The organism is Haloarcula sp. MBLA0138, assembly GCF_055632455.1.
In genome coordinates this window covers 2,735,748-2,751,215 of sequence record NZ_CM145746.1, presented here as the reverse complement: position 1 = coordinate 2,751,215, position 15,468 = coordinate 2,735,748, and the positions used below count along the sequence as shown (strand labels likewise).

Here is a 15,468-nt window from a genome sequence, read left to right as displayed (position 1 = left end):
GGTTTCGCCGGCCCACGCAAAAGCGTGTCGAAGCGCCCGGACGGCCGAGAGGCTTAGGGCCGTCGGGCACCTACGTTTCGTGTGGACGCACCGAGACACACAGCCGCGTCCGCCCGTCTATGACCCTCATCGACCGACCAGCCGACCCGGACCGCACTGCACTCGCACCGGACCTCCGCGCCCTCGACGACCGGGCCGCTCGCGCGTGGACCGAGCGGATGGCCGTCCGCGAGCGCGGCGACGGCACCTACCGCGTCACGACCGGGAGCGGCCACGAGTACGTCGTCGACCTCCGTGCGGGGACCTGCTCGTGTCCCGACCACCAAATCCGCGGCGAGCGCTGCAAACACCTGCGCCGGGTCGCCATCGAGATCACCGCCCGCAACGTCGCCCCGCCGGGCTTCGACCGGGCCAGTTGCGACGCCTGCGGGACCGTCACGTTCGTCCCGGCGGGCGCGCCCGCGCCGCATCTCTGTGAGGCCTGCCGGGTCGGTCCCGGCGACGTGGTGCTGGACCGCGAGACCGGCACGCGCCTCGTCGTCGCCCGCGTCACCGCCGAGCGGGCCGACGAGTACGTCGTCGCGGCGACCGGCGAGTCCGTGGCCGACTACGACACCAACGACGGCTACCCGCGCGACGACCTCGTCGTCGAGGCGACGTACCTCGCCGCCGCGGGCCGAGCGAACCCCAAGCGGTACGCGTTCCCGCGGTCCAGACTCGCGCGGACCGACGCGGAACTGCTCGACTAGCCGAGCATCGCCGCGGCCTCCTCCTTCGAGAGGTCGCCGCGCTCGAACGCCGAAAGCACGTCCAACACCGACTGGTCCGGGCCGTCGTCGCCCACCTCGTCCAGTCGCACCTTCTCGGAGTGGCCGACGAACTCCTCGAAGTCGGTCCCCTCGCCGACGGCCGTCTCCTTCTTGACGCGGTAGTTGCCGCCGTCGGTCGTGTAGAGGTCGCCGGGGTGGAAGAAGTACCAGTCCTCGCGGTCGAAGCGGACGCCGACGCGGGGTTTCGCGCCGAAGTTCCGCGCGAAAAAGAGCAGCGCCTCTATCTCCTCGCCGTCCAGATAGATCGGGTCGCCCGCGCTCGATTTGGCCTCGATGGCGTAGAACGTCTCGCCGTCGCCGGTCAGCACGTCCGGGAGTTCCCGCTCGGTCGCGCTCCCGCTGGCGGGGGCGCGCATCACCGCGAAGCCCGACTCGTCCAAGGCGTTGACGAGTTCCCGCTCGCGGCGGTCCCCCTTCGCGTTCGAGTCTGCCATTGGCTGGGGGTCGGGCCTCGCGGGTAAAACCGTTTCAGGTCCGCGCTCATTTCGTTTACGCCGATGCGGAGACGTAGACGGTCGGCCGGGTGCAGCGGGGACAGCGCGACAAACGAGAACGGCGACGGTACTGCCGCCGACGCGACCGACGCGGGCACGGCGAGCGAGAGCGACGCCGGGACCTTCCGGTTGCGGGTCAGCGACCGGCCGGCGGACACGGCGAACCGGACCGCAGACGGGGCGGCCGAGTGACCGACCGGCCGACTCAGTCGTCCAGCTTCGACTCCAGTTCCTGAATTATCTGTTCGGTCTCGCCGCCGTCGCTCCGCACCGCGCGGGCGTAGCGCTCGTACTCCTCGGGCGTGACCTGTACCGTCTCGGTGCCGCCCTCGTGGGTCAGTTCGAGCCGGACAGTGCCCTGTGGGTTGTTGCGCAGCCGGAAGCCCGCCAGCGCGGTGAAGACGAACCACAGCGCCACACAGCCCCCGACGAAGTACGCCATCGTCGTCTCGAAGGCCAGCGTCCGCGCGCCGCTGGTCCAGTCGTAGGGGTAGGCCAGCCGGAACAGCCACACGCCGGCGAGACAGGCGAGCGTCCCGGCGACGACGCCGACCTGCTCGCGGCGGTCGGAGGGCAGGACGGCGACGACGCCGAGGAACATCGCCGGGACCCCGAGCCCGCCCAGCGTCCCGGCGAGTTTCTCGGCGGCGTAGGGGGCCGTCGCCCCGAGGGCCGCCGACAGCGGCGTCGTCACGAGGAGGATGGCGGCGACGACGGCGAGCGCGCCGACGCCGGCCAGCGCCGCGCCGGCACAGACCCGCCGCGGGTCGCGGTGTTCCCATCGGCTGCCGGCGTAGGCGTCCCCGAGACTCTCCATGGGCGGGCCTTCGGTCCCACCCCACAAAACGGTACGTCAGACGTGCGCACGACGGCTCGCGGCCCGCAGGGCGTCGTCAGCGGCCGTCACCAGCGTACCGAGGTGGTCGGCGTCGACGGTCCGCAGCGACGCGTCGGGCAGGCGGGCCGCCAGTTCGCGGCCGGTCGCCGGCGCGACGTTGTCGTCGCGGGTCCCCTGAAACACGGTCGTCGGGGCGGCGACGTCACCGAGGGCGAAGGGGAACGGGCGCGCCAGCAGGCGCGACTCCCGGACGAACCCGCTGGGGCCGCGTGCCGTCGCCGCGAGGACATCCGCACGGACGAGCGCGGCCACCTCGTCGGCCGACAGCGTCGAGGTCGAGGGGACGCTGTCGGCGACGAACGAGACGGCGGCCGCGGGGTCGCGGCGCTCGACGACCCACCGCTGGAGGCGGACCAGTCGCCCCAGCACCCACGGGGCCTGCCGGGCCACGACGGCGAGGAGCCGCTGGGTAGTCCCGGTCCGTGCGACCGCCGGGGGGCCGGTGCTGCCGACCAGCGCCAGCTGGACCACTCGGTCGAGGCGGTGACACGCCATCGCGTACGGTCCCCCGCCGGAGAAGCCGACGACGCCGACCGCCCCGATGTCGAGGTGGTCCAGCAGCGTCGCCACGTCGTCGGGCCAGTCGGCGATGGTCACCGAGTCGTCCGTCGACTGGCCTATCCCCGGACGGTCGGGCGCGACCAGTCGGACGCCGGCCGTCGCGGCCGGTGCGTCGAGCAGGCGACCCAACAGGCGCGAGCCGGGGGTCCCGTGACAGAAAAGCACGGGGTCGCCGTCGGGGTCGCCGTAGGTCGCATACGAGAGCCGGCGGTCGTCGGGCAGCGGACAGGTCCGCGGGTCGGCGTCGGCGGGCGTCCAGTCGGGCCCGGGGACATCGTCAGCCGACGGCATCGGGCGTTACTCGCTCTGGATGCGCGGCGCGAGCATGTAGGTGACCCGGCCGTTGCCCTCGGCGAAGTTGAAGTGCATCTTGACGGGGAACTCCTCGCCCAGTTCCATCTCGACCTCGGCGTCTTTCGGGATGGCCTTGTTCATGTTCTTGAGGTAGTCGAGCGAGAACAGCGAGCGGGCGTCGCCGGCCGTGAGGTCGATGAGGTCGTCGCGGGTGAGTTCGAGGTGGACGTCGTCGGTGTCGCCCTCCGCGTCGACGTAGAACAGTTCGTCGGCCGCGTCGACGCCCAGCGCGATGTGGTCCGAGACCATGTCCGCGGCCGTGACGGCGCGGTCGATGTCCCGACCCTCGATGACGATGTTGGCCGGCAGGTCGAGGTCCGGCAGGTCCGGCTCCTGCCGGATGGAGTCGGGGTCGATAAGCGCCAGCGTGTACTCCAGTCCATCGATGGCGATGTGGAGCTTACGCGTCTCCTCGTCCAGATCGAGGTGGACCAACTGGCCGGAGTCGGCCATCCCGGCGATGTCCTCCAGCCGGGAGAGGTTCACACCGATGAGGCCGCCGTCCGTCTCGTAGGACTCGAAGGCCGCCGCGTCGAGCCGGAGGTCGACCATGCCCACGTTGGCGGGGTCGACCGCCCGAATCTCCAGCCCGTCGTCTTCGAGGTGGATCTTACACTCGTCCACCAGCACGCTCACTGAGTCGAGAGCCGCCTGGAGCGTGTCCGCGCTCACGATGGCGTTGAACATCTTGGACCGGGCTACGCCCCCATACATTAAAAAGTCCCTCATTGAATCCGCGTGCGCGCGGGTGGTCGCGGCCGCGTCGGCGGTCGAAAAAGCCGGGGTAATCGGGGTCCGCGCCGGCGAGGCGACACCCATAACCGACTCGGCGGGCTATCCGTGGCAAATGAGCCGGAAAGACGAGTACTACAACCGGGCCAAACAGGAGGGGTACCGCGCCCGCTCGGCCTACAAGCTCCAGCAACTGGACGAGGCCGCCGGCCTGTTGGGCGAGGGACGAACCGTCGTCGACCTCGGGGCCGCACCGGGCGGATGGCTGCAGGTCGCCGCCGAGCGGGTCGGCGAACGGGGCACCGTCGTCGGCGTCGACCGTCAGCGCATCGACGAACTCGACAACCCCGAGCCGGCGGTCCGCTACGTCCGCGGCGATATGACCGACGAGGGGACGAAAGCCGACATCCGCGAGGTCGTCGGTGGCGACGGCGACCGGCGGGGCGGCCCAGTCGACGTGGTCATCTCCGACATGGCACCGAACATGACCGGCGACTACGACCTCGACCACGCCCGCTCGGTCCACCTCGTCCGGCAGGCCTTCGAGGTGGCGATGGACCTGCTCGATACCGGTGGGGACTTCGCCGCGAAAGTGTTCGACGGGCAGGACCTCGCCGCCCTGAAGGCCGACATCGAACCGGAGTTCGAGTACGTCCGCGAGGTCCGCCCCGACGCCTCGCGGGACTCCTCCTCGGAGCTGTATCTGGTCGCCAAACACCGCCTGACGGCACCGGTCCGCGAGGGCGACGTGGTCGAGGTGACAATCGAGGACATCGGCGAGGAGGGTGACGGCGTCGCCACGGTCGAAGGGTTCACCGTCTTCGTCGGCGGCGTCGAGGAGGGCGAGACGCTTGCGGTTCGCGTCGACGACGTGAAGCAGCGCTACGCCTTCGCACAGCCGGCGGAGTGAGCTACTGGACGGCCGGTGCGGGCTCGTCGTCGCCGCCGGTAGCCAGCGAGACGACGAGGTAGACGAACGGGGTGTCCACCAGCGCGATGAGGAGCTTCAGGATGTACTGGCCGACGACGAGCGACAGCGCCGTCGCCAGCGAGGCACCCTGAAACAGGACGAAGCCGACGCCGACGAAGATGACCGTGTCGACGAGCTGGCTGGTCGCCGTCGACCCGACGTTCCGGAGCCAGAGGTGGTCGCCGTCGGTCCGGTCCCGCAGCGCGTGGAAGACGACGACGTCGAGGTTCTGGCTCACGAGGTAGGCCGCGAGGCTGGCGACGACGATGCCGGTACTGGCGGCCAGTACCGACCGGAACGCCGCCGGGTCGACCGGTTGGGCCGCGGCCGGCAGGCCCGGCGCGAGGATGGTGCTCCATATCAGCGCCAGCAGGACGAAGTTGAGCAGGAAGCCGACGTTGACGACCACGGTCGCCGCCCGGCGGCCGAACAGTTCGGCGTAGCAGTCGGAGGCGAAGAAGGTCAGGGCGTACGCCAGCGCCGCCCCCGGCAGGACGAGCGTATCGCCGGCGACCGGGAGAGAGACGGGTAGCGAGAACGCGAGCAGTTTCGAGGCGGTGACTTGCGCGGTCACGAGGGCCGTGACGAACAGGCCGACGAGGCCGACTCGGACGGCCTCGGAGCGCTCACTGCTCGTCATCGAGTCGCCCCTGTCGCTGGTCGATGTCGTCGAGCAGATCCAGCGTCTTCCTGACGGAGGCGCGGATGGCCTCGCTGCGGTTGACGAACTTCCCGTCCTCGCCGACGTGGTCGTCCAGATCGGCCAGCAGTTCGGCCGGGACTTCGACGCTTATCTTGGGCATATTCCTCGGGTGCTCCCGAGAGAATATAAGTGGGTCGACAGGGAGCCGTCGCGTCGCCCCGGTCGGCGACCCCGGGTCAGTCCGCCGGGTCGCCCCGGCCTTTCGGCGTCCGCCGACCGCCGAGCGTGTACACCCAGAGGACGCCAAGCCCCAGCAGGTACGCCCCGGCGGTGGGAACGCCGACGATGAACATCGAGAAGATGCCGCTGGGCGACAGCACCGCCGCGAGCGCGAAGATGGCGAGGACGACGACGCGCCAGCGCTCGTACATGGCCTCGAAGGGGACGATGCCGGCCCGGTGGAACAGGAACATCGTCACCGGAATCTCGGCGAGCAGCCCGATGCCGACGGTGAGGAAGAACACGAGCCACCCGAAGTTGCTGATGCGGTAGGCGACTATCATGTTGGCCTGTAGCTGGTCGTAGACGATCCACGAGATGGTCGTCGGGGCGACGTAGAGGAAGCCGACCAGACTGCCGGCGACCAGCGCGGCGACGAGGGTCCCGCCCCACACCAGCAGGACGTTCCGGTTCCCGGTTGCGAGGTCCCGGTCGCGCAGCGCCGGCCACGCGAAGTACAGCACGAGCGGTAGCACCGCGACCGCGCCGAGGATGGTCGAGAACTTGACGATGAACACGAGGTGCTCGACCGGGTGCAGCGTGACGATGTTCACGTCGGCGGCCATCTCCGGCGGGAGGCGGCTGACGAACGTCCGCTGAATCCGGCCGATGCCGCCTTGGTAGAGGAAGAGGAACGTCGCGGCCAGCACGGCCCCGAAGACGCCGAGTATCCAGAACGCCTTCGAGAGGACGGCGCTCAGGATGAACTGGATGTCGTAGTAGTAGCCGCCGATGTCGTCCTCGGTGGTCTCGTCGTCGGTGAAGGCGTCGACCACCCCGGCGGTCGTCGACGTGACCACGTCGCCGTCGTCGGCCTCGGCTTCCGCGTCGGCGTCGTCGGCCCCCTCGTCGGCCGCGCCGTCCTCGTGGGCCATGTCCCACCGTTCGAGAATCATCCCGGCCTTGGCGTCGTCGTCCTCGCTCATCGCCCGGTCGGCGTGGGCGAGCGCCTCCTGTTCGGTCATCTCCTCGAAGAGTTCGGGCGGGGCGACCTCGACGGCGGCGGCGTTGAGTTCGTCGAGGTCCAGCGCCGTCGGGTCGCCGTACTGAGCGGGGTCGACCCGTTCGGCGAGCGCGCCGAGGACGTGGTAGTAGAGGACGGCCGTGGCGGCCAGCGCGCCGAGGGCGGCCGCGAGCGCGACCGCCGTGGTCTCCATGGTGAGGCCGAACAGCGCCGGGCGCGCGAGGTCGCCGGTGAGCCGGCCCGAGTACTGCGCCGCGGCGGCCTCGACGGCCTGCACGTACGCGAAGGCGCTGGTCGTCAGGACGTAGTAGACCGCGCCGCCGGCGACGACGAACGCGCCGAGGACGGTGTTCCAGTTGTCCAGCGCGACCCGCCGGGTCGAGACGAGGTCGCTGGACCGGCGCACCAGCACGGCCAGCCGAGCCAGCGCGAGGCTCAGGCCGTAGAGGCCACACAGCGGCGCGGCCCAGAGAATCTGGGTGAACGGGTCCGGCGGCGAGAACAGCGCGCCGAACGCGAAGATAGCGAGGACGGCGTAGCGCCACTTGTCGCGGAACGTCTCGTAGGGGACGATTTCGGTGTAGGCGAGCACCGTCATCAGCAGCGGCAGTTGGGCGGCCAGTCCGAACGACACGGCCAGCAGGAAGACGAACTGGAACCACTTGACGATGGAGTACTGCGGGAGGAAGCCGGCGGCGTCGGCGTTGCCGGCGAGGAAGTTGAACATCAGGGGGAAGAACAGTTCGTAGGCGTAGGCGACGCCGGCGGCGAACAGCCCGAGGCTGACGAGGACGAACAGGACGCCCTTCCAGACGGGGACGTGTTCGGTCGGCCACCAGCCCCGCCGGCGCAGGGCGTCCCGGCTGTAGAATAGCAGGACCGGCACCGCGAGCAGGACGCCCACGACGAGCCCGATTTTCACCTGCAGCAGGATGACGTCGAACGGCGTGACGGCGACGACGCTGGTCGCCTCCCGCAGTTCGAGGTTCATCTGCGAGTACAGCAGGTCCCGCCGGAGCATGTCCCAGACCCCGTACTGCAGGGCCATGATGGTCCCAATCATCCCGACGACGAAGACGATGAACACCTTCTGGAGGTGTTTCTGGGCGGCCCCGAGCATCGCCCCCGCTGTCTCGCGGCCGCTCTGGACCGTCCGGACGGTGTCCTCGTCGAACGAACTCGCCATCTCTCGTGGGCCTAGCCAACTGGGCGTTATCAATTTATTCATCGACCGCACCCGCGCTGGGGTCTCGAAAAGAAAGTTTACAACCACCAACTGCCAAGGCGCGTGCAGATGCCGGACGGCGACCCCGACGACGAGCGCCGCGGGCCGGAACAGCCCGTGCTATCGTCGGACGACGAGTCGCCGTCGGACGCGGTCGACGACGACGTGGACCGAGCGCCGGACGACGGCCCCGAGCGGGACGGCGGGGACGAACCGGCCGACGCCGACGAGTCGAATGTCGCCGATACAGACGGCGACGGGCCGGACGACGCCGGCGCGGACGACGGAGTGCCGGACGATACCGAGTCCCCGGCCGCTGGCGACGCGGTGGCGAGTCCCGCGGGAGCGCCGGCGGGCGGCCACGAGGCCACCGGCGGGTCACACGCCCGGCCGTCCGAGACGCCGCCCGGGCTCTTCGAACGCGAGACCGACGCGGTCGGGGCGGTCGTGCCCGCCGACGTGCCCGAGACGTGGGACCAGCCGGCACACGGCGGCCCGGACATCGGGGACCCGCCGGGCGAGCCGGCCGCGCCCGTCGACGACGGCTACGGCGGCCACGAGGGCGCGCCGGACGACGAGGAGATGCCGCTGGCCGACCACGTCGAGGAGATGGCGATGCGGCTGTTCGTCGTCATCGGCGTGCTGGCCGTCGTCGGGACGCTCGCGTTGCCCTACGCCGACGAACTCATCAACTTCCTGTGGTACTCCTTCCTCGACGGGCCAGCCACGGCCTGTGGCGGGTTCGCGACGGGCGCACAGCCCGGCGGGGCCGCGACGGGGCCGGCCGGCGCGGACTGCCCGCACGTCTACAGCCCGCTGGCGCTCCTGTTGGCGCGGCTGAAAGTCGCGTCGCTGGTGGGCTTCATCGTCGCCTTGCCGGTGTTCGTCTACGAGACGTACCTGTTCATGCGGCCGGGGCTGTACCCCCGCGAGCGGCGCTACTACCTCGCGGCCGTGCCGACGAGTCTGGTGCTCGCGGCACTGGGCGTCGCCTTCGCGTACTTCGCCGTCCTCCGGGCGATGTTCGACTACTTCATCACCTACTCCGACCGGGCGGCGGACCTCGCGTTCGGCCTCAGCCAGACGTTCGACCTCATCATCCTGATGCTCGGGCTGTTCGCGCTCATCTTCCAGATTCCGCTGTTCGTGATGCTCGCCATCATGATGGGCGTGACGACCCGCCAGTGGCTCGAAGACCGGCGGCTGTACTTCTGGGGCGGGTTCTCCGCCATCGCCTTCGTCTTCAGCCCCGACCCCACCGGGATGGCCCCGCTGCTGGTCGCCGTGACGATGATCGGGCTGTTCGAGGGGACGCTGCTGTTGCTTCGCTGGACGCAGGAGAGCTCCCCGGTGCCGACGGCCGACGAACTCGCCGCCCGGCGGCCCGTCGCGTGGCTGACCGCCGGGCTGGTCGGCTACGTGCTCAGCCCCGCACCGGTGCCGACGGGCTACTACGAGCAGTTCCCGGCGGTCGTGACCGACGCGCTCGCGGCCGTCGGGCTGGGGTCGGCGACGCCGATGCTGGTCGGGGGCGGCATCATCGTCGCCTTCGAGGCGGTGGCGTACCTGAACAAGAACCGGCTCGGGAACGTCACCGTCTGGAAGGCGCTGCGGCGGGCGCGCCTGCCGGTGTGGGCCGTCGCCATCGTCGTCGGGTACCTCGGGAGCCCCGACCCGACGCTGTTCCGGCTGGTCGACCAGTTCGGGCTGACGCCGACCGCCGCCGCCGGCGTCGCCGCCGGGCTGGTGGTACTGTTCGAGGGAAGCCTGCTGGTTGCGCGGTACCGCAGCGAATGAGGGTCCTGCTCGCGCGCCACGGCGAGACGCGCTGGAACCGCGAGGGCCGGGTACAGGGGTGGGCACCGACGGGGCTGACCGAGCGGGGCCGCGAGCAGGCGGCGGCGCTGGGCGAGTGGCTGGCCGGCGAGGGCGTCGACCGCGTGGTCGTCTCCGACCTGCGGCGCACCCGCGAGACGGCCCGGCTGGCCCGCGAGGCCGGCGACCTGCCCGAGCCGACCCCCGACCGGGCGTTCCGCGAGCGGGGGTTCGGCGTCTATCAGGGCTTTCTCGCCGAGGAACTGTTCGCCCGTCACTCCGACCACGACCCGGCGGCCAGCGTCTCCGCGCTCGACGCCGACCCGGAGGGCGGGGAGTCGGTGGCGGCGTTCCGCGAGCGCGTCGCACGAGCGTGGAGCGGGCTGTGTGACGCCGGCGGGGAGACGGTGCTGGCCGTGACCCACGGCGGCGTCGTCAAGAGCGTCCTCGGACGGGTGACCGACCGGGACCGCGACGCGGCGCTGGCGGCGAGTTCGCCGCCCAACTGCTCGGTGACGGTCGTCGGCGTCGACGAGTCGGGGCCGGAACTGCTTCGGGAGGGGGCCCGGCCGTGGCGGGCGTGAGCTACTCCGCCGTCGGGTAGTCGGCGTCGAACACGTCGGCGACGGCGTCGTCGGCGTCCTCCTCCTCGTCCTCGGGACTGACGCTGCCGGTCCGGTAGCCGTGGAGGTCCAGCGTCACGTGGTCGAAACCACAGTCCTCGATGTGGTCCCGCGCGGCCCGCACGAAGTCCGGGTCCAGTGCCGTCTCCAGTTCGGCCTCGCCGACCTCGATGCGGGCCAGCCCGTCGTGGTCGCGGACGCGGAACTGCTCGAAGCCCCACGTCCGGAGCAGGCGCTCGGCCTTCTCGACGCGGGAGAGGCGGTCCTCGGTGACTTCGAGACCGGTCGGGATGCGCGAGGAGAGGCAGGCCATCGAGGGCTTGTCCGCGACCGAGAGGTCGTACTCGCGGGCGATTTCCCGGACCTCTTCCTTGTCGATGTCGTGTTCCAGCAGCGGCGAGTAAGCGTCGAGTTCCTCGACGGCGCGCAGGCCGGGGCGGTGGCCCTCGCCCACGTCCGAGGCGTTGGTGCCGTCACAGACCACGTCGATGCCCAGTTCCCGGGCGCGGTCGTACATCGCGCCCAGTCGCATCGAGCGGCAGTGGTAACAGCGCATCTCGTCGTTCTGGACGAACTGCTCGCTGTCGAGCTCCGAGAACTCGACGGTCTCGTGGCGGACGCCGATCTCCTCGGCGACGCGGTTGGCGTCGGTCAGTTCCGCCTCCGGCAGCGTCTCCGACTTCGCGGTGCAGGCGACGGCGTCGTCGCCGAGGGCGTCGTGAGCGAGCGCCGCGACGACGCTGGAGTCGACGCCGCCCGAGAAGGCGACGACCACGCCCTCGCGGGACGCGAGGTCCGCGCGAACGGCGTCGAGCTTCTCCGCGACAGTGGACATGACACCTCCTTCTCGGCGGACGCCCAAAACGCCTTCGCGTTCCCCGTTCGGCCGTGCCCACGCCGACGAGCGGTCGAGAGCGGCGCGGGGTTTTTTCTCCCCGGCCGCGAACGGGCGGGCAGATGGAACTCGAATCGGTGCCGGGCGTCGGTGCGAAGACGGCCGACGCGCTACGGGAACTGGACGACCCCGAGCGAGCGCTGCGCGAGGGCGACGTGGCGACGCTGGCCCGGGCGTCGGGGGTCAGCGAGGGGCGGGCGGCCCGCATCGCCCGCGGCGCGATTCGGGCGGAACACGACGACGACGGCGGCTTCGCGGCGACAGAGCGGGCGCGGGAACTGCACCGCGAGGCGCTGTCGCTGCTGGCCGAGCGCACCGTCACCGACTACGCCGAGAAGCGATTGGAGACGCTGTACCCCAGCGGGGCCCGGAGCCGCATCGAGGAGGTCCGCGAGTTCGCCCGGGAGGCGTTGGCCCGCGAGCCGGACCCCGCGGTCGCCGAGGCACTGGCCGGCGTCGCGCCGCTCTCGGAGCCCCGGCGCGTGCGGGTCCGGGACCGCTGTCTGGCGACCAGCGACGCCGAGCGCTACGCGGCGGCACAGGAGGCGGTGCCGGAGGTCAGCGTCGAGGTGGTCGACGACACGCGGCAGTTGGCCGAACTCGCCCGGTCGTACTCGACGGTGGTCGCGCTGGACGAGGCCTTCGCCGGCGTCGACGTTGACGGCGACGTGCGGGTCGAGCCCGAGGCGCTGGAGAACCCCACGTCGGTCGTCCCCGAGCGGGTGCTGACTTTCTTCGCCCGGAACCGCGACCGGCTCCGGGCCGCCGTCGCCGTCCACCGCGCGGCCGACCTCGACCCGCCGTGTGACCTCGACGCGCTGGCAGCCGCGCTCGACGCGCTCGACGACGACGGCGGGGTCCGGGGCGACGACGAACTCGACCGGCTGTCGACGGCGGTCGACGATCTCGACGCCGCCGTCTCGGCCGCCGAGAGCGCCGCCAACGACCACCTCCGGGAGGCCATCGAGGAGCGAGACGTGACCATCGAGGGGACCGACCTGCTGTCGCTGGTCGAGCGTGGCGCGGGCGTCGACTCGCTGCTCCAGCGGGAACTGGCCGACGAGTACGCCGCGGCCGTCGAGAAGGCCCGCGACCGCCTCGTCGACGCACTCGAACTGCGCGACACGGAGGCGATGGCCCGCCGGGCGTTCGCCGACGAGCCGGCCTACCCCGTCGAACACAAGGAGGACGCCGTGAGCCGCCTGCGCGAGGAGCTGACGGCGGCCCGGGACCGGCGGGCGACCCGGCGCAAGCGCGAACTGGCCGACGACCTCGCGGACCTGCGGGCCGACGCCGAGGCGCTGGTCGACGCCGCCTTGGAACTGGACGTCGAGCGCGCGGTCGCGCGGTTCGCCGACGACTTCGACTGTACGATGCCGACGGTGACCGAGGAGGGTGGCTTCGACATCGAGGGCGGGCGCTCGCCGCTGCTGGACGTGCCCTTCGAGGACGTGGAGCCGGTCGACTACGCCGTCGACGGCGTGACGCTGCTCTCGGGGGTCAACAGCGGCGGGAAGACCTCGACGCTGGACCTAGTCGCGCTCGTGACGACGCTCGCGCACATGGGCCTGCCCGTCCCCGCCGAGTCCGCCCGCGTCGGCCGGGTGACGGAACTCCACTACCACGCCAAGACGCAGGGGACACTCGACGCCGGAGCCTTCGAGGCCACGCTCCGGGAGTTCGGCGAGTTGGTGACCGACGTGAGCGACGACCGGCCCGTGCTGGTGTTGGTCGACGAACTGGAGTCCATCACGGAACCGGGCGCGGCGGCGACCATCGTCGCCGGCATCGTCGAGTCGCTGGCCGACCGGGAGGCGACGGGCGTGTTCGTCTCGCATCTGGCCGAGGACATCCGCGACGCCGCCGCGGCGGACCTCGCCGTCGACGGCATCGAGGCCGAGGGGCTGGTCGACGGCGAACTGCGCGTGAACCGCTCGCCGGTGAAAGGCCAACTCGCCCGCTCGACGCCGGAACTCATCGTCGAGAAGCTCGCCGACGACGACGGGGACTTCTACGCTGACTTACTGGAGAAGTTCGACTGAGCCGGCTCGGCGAACCGGTGCGCGTGTCCGGGTGACGCGGCCGAAAACGCCGCCGTCGCCGCCGTCGGGGGAACGGTTAAGTGGACCGCGAAGCTCGGTGAAAGTGATGAGCGACGACCCCGAGGAGGGGATGCTCGGCTGGGACGAGTCGGTGTTCCGGGACGAGCACGTCTTCGAAATCGACTGGCTCCCGGAGACGTTCAAACACCGCGAGAGCCAGATGGAGAGTCTGAAGTACGCGCTCAGGCCGGCCGTGCGGGGGTCGCGCCCGCTGAACGTCATCGCGCGCGGGCCGCCCGGGACCGGAAAGACGACCGCGACGCAGATACTGTTCGACGAACTGACCGCCCAGACGGACGTACAGGCGGTGCGGGTCAACTGTCAGGTCGACTCGACGCGCTACGCCGTCTTCTCCCGGCTGTTCGCCGAGATATTCGAGTACGAACCCCCCTCCTCGGGCATCTCGTTCAAGAAGCTGTTCTCCCAGATAACGGACGAACTCGTCGAGCAAGACGAGGTGCTGGTCGTGGCGCTGGACGACGTGAACTACCTCTTCTACGAGTCGGAGGCCTCGGACACGCTGTACTCGCTGTTGCGCGCCCACGAAGCCCACTCGGGCGCGAAAATCGGCGTCATCTGCGTCTCCTCGGACCTCGATTTGGACGTCATCGAGGAACTGGACACGCGGGTCCAGTCGGTGTTTCGCCCCGAGGAAGTGTACTTCAACAAGTACGACCAGCCGGCCATCGTCGACATCCTCGACGAGCGGGTCGAGCGAGGGTTCAACGAGGGCGTCGTCGGCCCGGACGTGTTGGACCGCGTCGCCGAACTCACCGAGCGACAGACGGGCGACCTCCGGGTCGGCATCGACCTCCTGCGGCGGGCCGGGATGAACGCCGAGATGCGCGCCTCCCGCAGCGTCGAACTGGAGGACGTGGAGGCGGCCTACGACAAGTCGAAGTACGTCCACCTCTCCCGGCGGCTACAGGAACTCTCCGAGTCCGAGGCCGCGCTGGTGGAGGTCATCGCCGAACACGACGGCAAGCGCGCGGGCGACATCTACGATGCGTTCAACGACGCGACGGAACTGGGGTACACCCGCTACTCGGAGATAATCAACAAGCTCGACCAGCTCGGCATCATCGAGGCCGACTACACGAACGTCGAGGGACGGGGCCGCTCGCGGGAACTGACGCTCAACTACGACGCTGACGCGGTTCTCGACCGTCTGTAAACGCTGTACTCGTTCGCATACGGCTAGTCGAGCGTCGCGGCGGTCTTCTCGACCCACCGGAGGGCGTACGCGGCACCGTGTTCCCGGTAGGCGTCGGTGTCGAGCGCGGCGAAGGGCGCGGGCACCTCGACGCCGTGTTTGACCGCGCTACAGGCCAGTTCCGCGGCCGCGGCGAAGGTGGTCGCCCCGCTAGCGATTTCGGCGTGGAGGTCGCCCAAGCGCGGTTCGAGGCGCTCGCCGGCGTCCTGCCACGTGGCGAAGAGCGCCGGGTGGTCGTCGGCCCACCCGGCGAACGTCTCGCGGGTGTGCAGTCCCAGATAGGCGTCGTACAGCGCCGCGGCCAGTTGGTAGGTCCCGGCGGGGGCCAGCCGGTCGTCGGTCGCGTCGGCGAGGGCCGGGTAGGCGTCCCCGAAGAAGCCGAGGAAGTGTTCGGGCTCGTCCAGTCCGACCTGTACCAGCGCCTCGGCGACGAGGAAGTCGACGAAATCGTCCGGCGAGGTCTCCAGTCGCGGCTTGACGAACAGGCAGGGCGGGTCGGTCTGGTGGGTCCACGCGACGCCGCCGTCGCCGGGCATCCCGATGGTCAGGTCGCCGCCGGCGAAGCGACGGAGCGCCTTGGGGGCCCCGTCGGGCACCCACGCCGCCGCGTAGGAGAGCGGGTCGACCGAGTCGGTCACCACGAGCAGTTCCTCCGCGACCGCCGGGTCGAGCGTCTCGAAATCCCGCTCGCAGTTCAGGACGAGCGCGTCTGGTGCGTACTCGTCCCGGACGGTCGCGAGGTCGTCGTCCAGCGTCCGCTCGGCGAACATCTACGCGGAGAACAGGATGAGGTTCACGACGATGCCCAGCGAGAGCAGCCCCGACACGGCGATGGTACCCAGCACTATCTTGGTTGCCTTGCTCATGGGA

Annotated in this window: 17 protein-coding genes; 7 read left to right on the top strand and 10 right to left on the bottom strand. The window is 70.6% G+C overall.

Annotation, left to right across the window (positions count from 1 at the left end):
• Positions 1-119: 119 nt before the first annotated feature.
• Positions 120-749, top strand: coding sequence for an SWIM zinc finger family protein (locus ACV7JO_RS14655; RefSeq protein ID WP_470354152.1), 630 nt, complete (start codon positions 120-122; stop codon positions 747-749).
• Here the strand turns inward: ACV7JO_RS14655 and hjc are convergent.
• Entirely contained in the window at positions 746-1,264 is a 519-nt protein-coding gene (gene hjc, locus ACV7JO_RS14650) for a Holliday junction resolvase Hjc (protein WP_470354151.1), read from the bottom strand. The two genes, ACV7JO_RS14655 and hjc, sit on opposite strands and share 4 nt — an antisense overlap.
• 63 nt (positions 1,265-1,327) lie before the next feature.
• Here hjc and ACV7JO_RS14645 point away from each other — a divergent pair, with 63 nt between their 5' ends.
• Complete coding sequence (locus ACV7JO_RS14645; RefSeq protein WP_470354150.1) at positions 1,328-1,516, top strand: hypothetical protein; 189 nt, start codon at positions 1,328-1,330, stop codon at positions 1,514-1,516.
• Positions 1,517-1,529: 13 nt separating this feature from the next.
• On the opposite strand, the gene ACV7JO_RS14640 is transcribed toward ACV7JO_RS14645, so the two are convergent.
• The 3 genes from ACV7JO_RS14640 to ACV7JO_RS14630 are packed head-to-tail and all read right to left on the bottom strand — an operon-like array spanning position 1,530 to position 3,824.
• The gene (locus ACV7JO_RS14640; RefSeq protein ID WP_470354149.1) at positions 1,530-2,141 is read right to left on the bottom strand and encodes a cell division protein CdpA domain-containing protein; all 612 of its coding nucleotides are present in this window, start codon (positions 2,139-2,141) and stop codon (positions 1,530-1,532) included.
• A gap of 36 nt (positions 2,142-2,177) precedes the next feature.
• Complete coding sequence (locus ACV7JO_RS14635) at positions 2,178-3,074, bottom strand: alpha/beta fold hydrolase (RefSeq protein ID WP_470354148.1); 897 nt, start codon at positions 3,072-3,074, stop codon at positions 2,178-2,180.
• Positions 3,075-3,080: 6 nt separating this feature from the next.
• Positions 3,081-3,824, bottom strand: a complete 744-nt coding sequence (locus ACV7JO_RS14630) for a DNA polymerase sliding clamp (protein ID WP_470354147.1) — start codon at positions 3,822-3,824, stop codon at positions 3,081-3,083.
• 160 nt (positions 3,825-3,984) lie between these two features.
• Between ACV7JO_RS14630 and ACV7JO_RS14625 the strand changes: the two genes are divergently transcribed.
• The gene (locus ACV7JO_RS14625; protein WP_470354146.1) at positions 3,985-4,779 is read left to right on the top strand and encodes a 23S rRNA (uridine(2552)-2'-O)-methyltransferase; all 795 of its coding nucleotides are present in this window, start codon (positions 3,985-3,987) and stop codon (positions 4,777-4,779) included.
• Position 4,780: 1 nt separating this feature from the next.
• On the opposite strand, the gene ACV7JO_RS14620 is transcribed toward ACV7JO_RS14625, so the two are convergent.
• The 3 genes from ACV7JO_RS14620 to ACV7JO_RS14610 form a co-directional block, all read right to left on the bottom strand.
• The gene (locus tag ACV7JO_RS14620; protein ID WP_470354145.1) at positions 4,781-5,479 is read right to left on the bottom strand and encodes a queuosine precursor transporter; all 699 of its coding nucleotides are present in this window, start codon (positions 5,477-5,479) and stop codon (positions 4,781-4,783) included.
• Complete coding sequence (locus ACV7JO_RS14615) at positions 5,466-5,642, bottom strand: ribbon-helix-helix domain-containing protein (protein WP_470354144.1); 177 nt, start codon at positions 5,640-5,642, stop codon at positions 5,466-5,468. Before ACV7JO_RS14615 ends, ACV7JO_RS14620 begins: the two co-directional genes overlap by 14 nt.
• A gap of 76 nt (positions 5,643-5,718) precedes the next feature.
• Positions 5,719-7,911, bottom strand: a complete 2,193-nt coding sequence (locus ACV7JO_RS14610) for a twin-arginine translocase subunit TatC (protein WP_470354143.1) — start codon at positions 7,909-7,911, stop codon at positions 5,719-5,721.
• A gap of 108 nt (positions 7,912-8,019) precedes the next feature.
• On the opposite strand from ACV7JO_RS14610, the gene ACV7JO_RS14605 reads away from it, so the two are divergent.
• Both ACV7JO_RS14605 and ACV7JO_RS14600 read left to right on the top strand, forming a co-directional pair.
• Positions 8,020-9,747 (top strand): twin-arginine translocase subunit TatC, encoded by a 1,728-nt coding sequence (locus tag ACV7JO_RS14605; RefSeq protein WP_470354142.1) that lies wholly within the window; start codon positions 8,020-8,022, stop codon positions 9,745-9,747.
• The gene (locus ACV7JO_RS14600; protein WP_470354141.1) at positions 9,744-10,349 is read left to right on the top strand and encodes a histidine phosphatase family protein; all 606 of its coding nucleotides are present in this window, start codon (positions 9,744-9,746) and stop codon (positions 10,347-10,349) included. The genes ACV7JO_RS14605 and ACV7JO_RS14600 overlap by 4 nt, the downstream gene beginning before the upstream one ends.
• Before the next feature lies 1 nt (position 10,350).
• Here ACV7JO_RS14600 and larE read toward each other — a convergent pair whose 3' ends face one another.
• Complete coding sequence (gene larE / locus ACV7JO_RS14595; protein ID WP_470354140.1) at positions 10,351-11,223, bottom strand: ATP-dependent sacrificial sulfur transferase LarE; 873 nt, start codon at positions 11,221-11,223, stop codon at positions 10,351-10,353.
• Between the two features lie 122 nt (positions 11,224-11,345).
• On the opposite strand from larE, the gene ACV7JO_RS14590 reads away from it, so the two are divergent.
• Together ACV7JO_RS14590 and ACV7JO_RS14585 are read left to right on the top strand one after the other, a co-directional pair.
• Positions 11,346-13,325, top strand: coding sequence for a MutS-related protein (locus ACV7JO_RS14590; RefSeq protein ID WP_470354139.1), 1,980 nt, complete (start codon positions 11,346-11,348; stop codon positions 13,323-13,325).
• A gap of 106 nt (positions 13,326-13,431) precedes the next feature.
• Complete coding sequence (locus ACV7JO_RS14585; protein WP_470354138.1) at positions 13,432-14,559, top strand: ORC1-type DNA replication protein; 1,128 nt, start codon at positions 13,432-13,434, stop codon at positions 14,557-14,559.
• A 23-nt stretch (positions 14,560-14,582) separates the two neighbouring features.
• Here the strand turns inward: ACV7JO_RS14585 and ACV7JO_RS14580 are convergent, their stop codons facing one another.
• On the bottom strand, positions 14,583-15,368 hold the full coding sequence (locus ACV7JO_RS14580) for a DUF7089 family protein (RefSeq protein WP_470354137.1): 786 nt from the start codon (positions 15,366-15,368) through the stop codon (positions 14,583-14,585).
• Positions 15,369-15,464, bottom strand: a complete 96-nt coding sequence (locus ACV7JO_RS14575) for a hypothetical protein (RefSeq protein ID WP_470354136.1) — start codon at positions 15,462-15,464, stop codon at positions 15,369-15,371.
• Positions 15,465-15,468 lie beyond the last annotated feature (4 nt).

Coding starts and splice junctions, on each gene's coding strand:
- ACV7JO_RS14645 (WP_470354150.1), top strand. CDS start 1,328: ATGCGGAGACGTAGACGGTCGGCCGGGTGCAGCGGGGACAGCGCGACA.
- ACV7JO_RS14655 (WP_470354152.1), top strand. CDS start 120: ATGACCCTCATCGACCGACCAGCCGACCCGGACCGCACTGCACTCGCA.
- ACV7JO_RS14600 (WP_470354141.1), top strand. CDS start 9,744: ATGAGGGTCCTGCTCGCGCGCCACGGCGAGACGCGCTGGAACCGCGAG.
- ACV7JO_RS14585 (WP_470354138.1), top strand. CDS start 13,432: ATGAGCGACGACCCCGAGGAGGGGATGCTCGGCTGGGACGAGTCGGTG.
- larE (WP_470354140.1), bottom strand. CDS start 11,223: ATGTCCACTGTCGCGGAGAAGCTCGACGCCGTTCGCGCGGACCTCGCG.
- ACV7JO_RS14575 (WP_470354136.1), bottom strand. CDS start 15,464: ATGAGCAAGGCAACCAAGATAGTGCTGGGTACCATCGCCGTGTCGGGG.
- ACV7JO_RS14630 (WP_470354147.1), bottom strand. CDS start 3,824: ATGTTCAACGCCATCGTGAGCGCGGACACGCTCCAGGCGGCTCTCGAC.
- ACV7JO_RS14620 (WP_470354145.1), bottom strand. CDS start 5,479: ATGACGAGCAGTGAGCGCTCCGAGGCCGTCCGAGTCGGCCTCGTCGGC.
- ACV7JO_RS14590 (WP_470354139.1), top strand. CDS start 11,346: ATGGAACTCGAATCGGTGCCGGGCGTCGGTGCGAAGACGGCCGACGCG.
- ACV7JO_RS14640 (WP_470354149.1), bottom strand. CDS start 2,141: ATGGAGAGTCTCGGGGACGCCTACGCCGGCAGCCGATGGGAACACCGC.
- ACV7JO_RS14615 (WP_470354144.1), bottom strand. CDS start 5,642: ATGCCCAAGATAAGCGTCGAAGTCCCGGCCGAACTGCTGGCCGATCTG.
- ACV7JO_RS14610 (WP_470354143.1), bottom strand. CDS start 7,911: ATGGCGAGTTCGTTCGACGAGGACACCGTCCGGACGGTCCAGAGCGGC.
- ACV7JO_RS14625 (WP_470354146.1), top strand. CDS start 3,985: ATGAGCCGGAAAGACGAGTACTACAACCGGGCCAAACAGGAGGGGTAC.
- ACV7JO_RS14605 (WP_470354142.1), top strand. CDS start 8,020: ATGCCGGACGGCGACCCCGACGACGAGCGCCGCGGGCCGGAACAGCCC.
- ACV7JO_RS14635 (WP_470354148.1), bottom strand. CDS start 3,074: ATGCCGTCGGCTGACGATGTCCCCGGGCCCGACTGGACGCCCGCCGAC.
- ACV7JO_RS14580 (WP_470354137.1), bottom strand. CDS start 15,368: ATGTTCGCCGAGCGGACGCTGGACGACGACCTCGCGACCGTCCGGGAC.
- hjc (WP_470354151.1), bottom strand. CDS start 1,264: ATGGCAGACTCGAACGCGAAGGGGGACCGCCGCGAGCGGGAACTCGTC.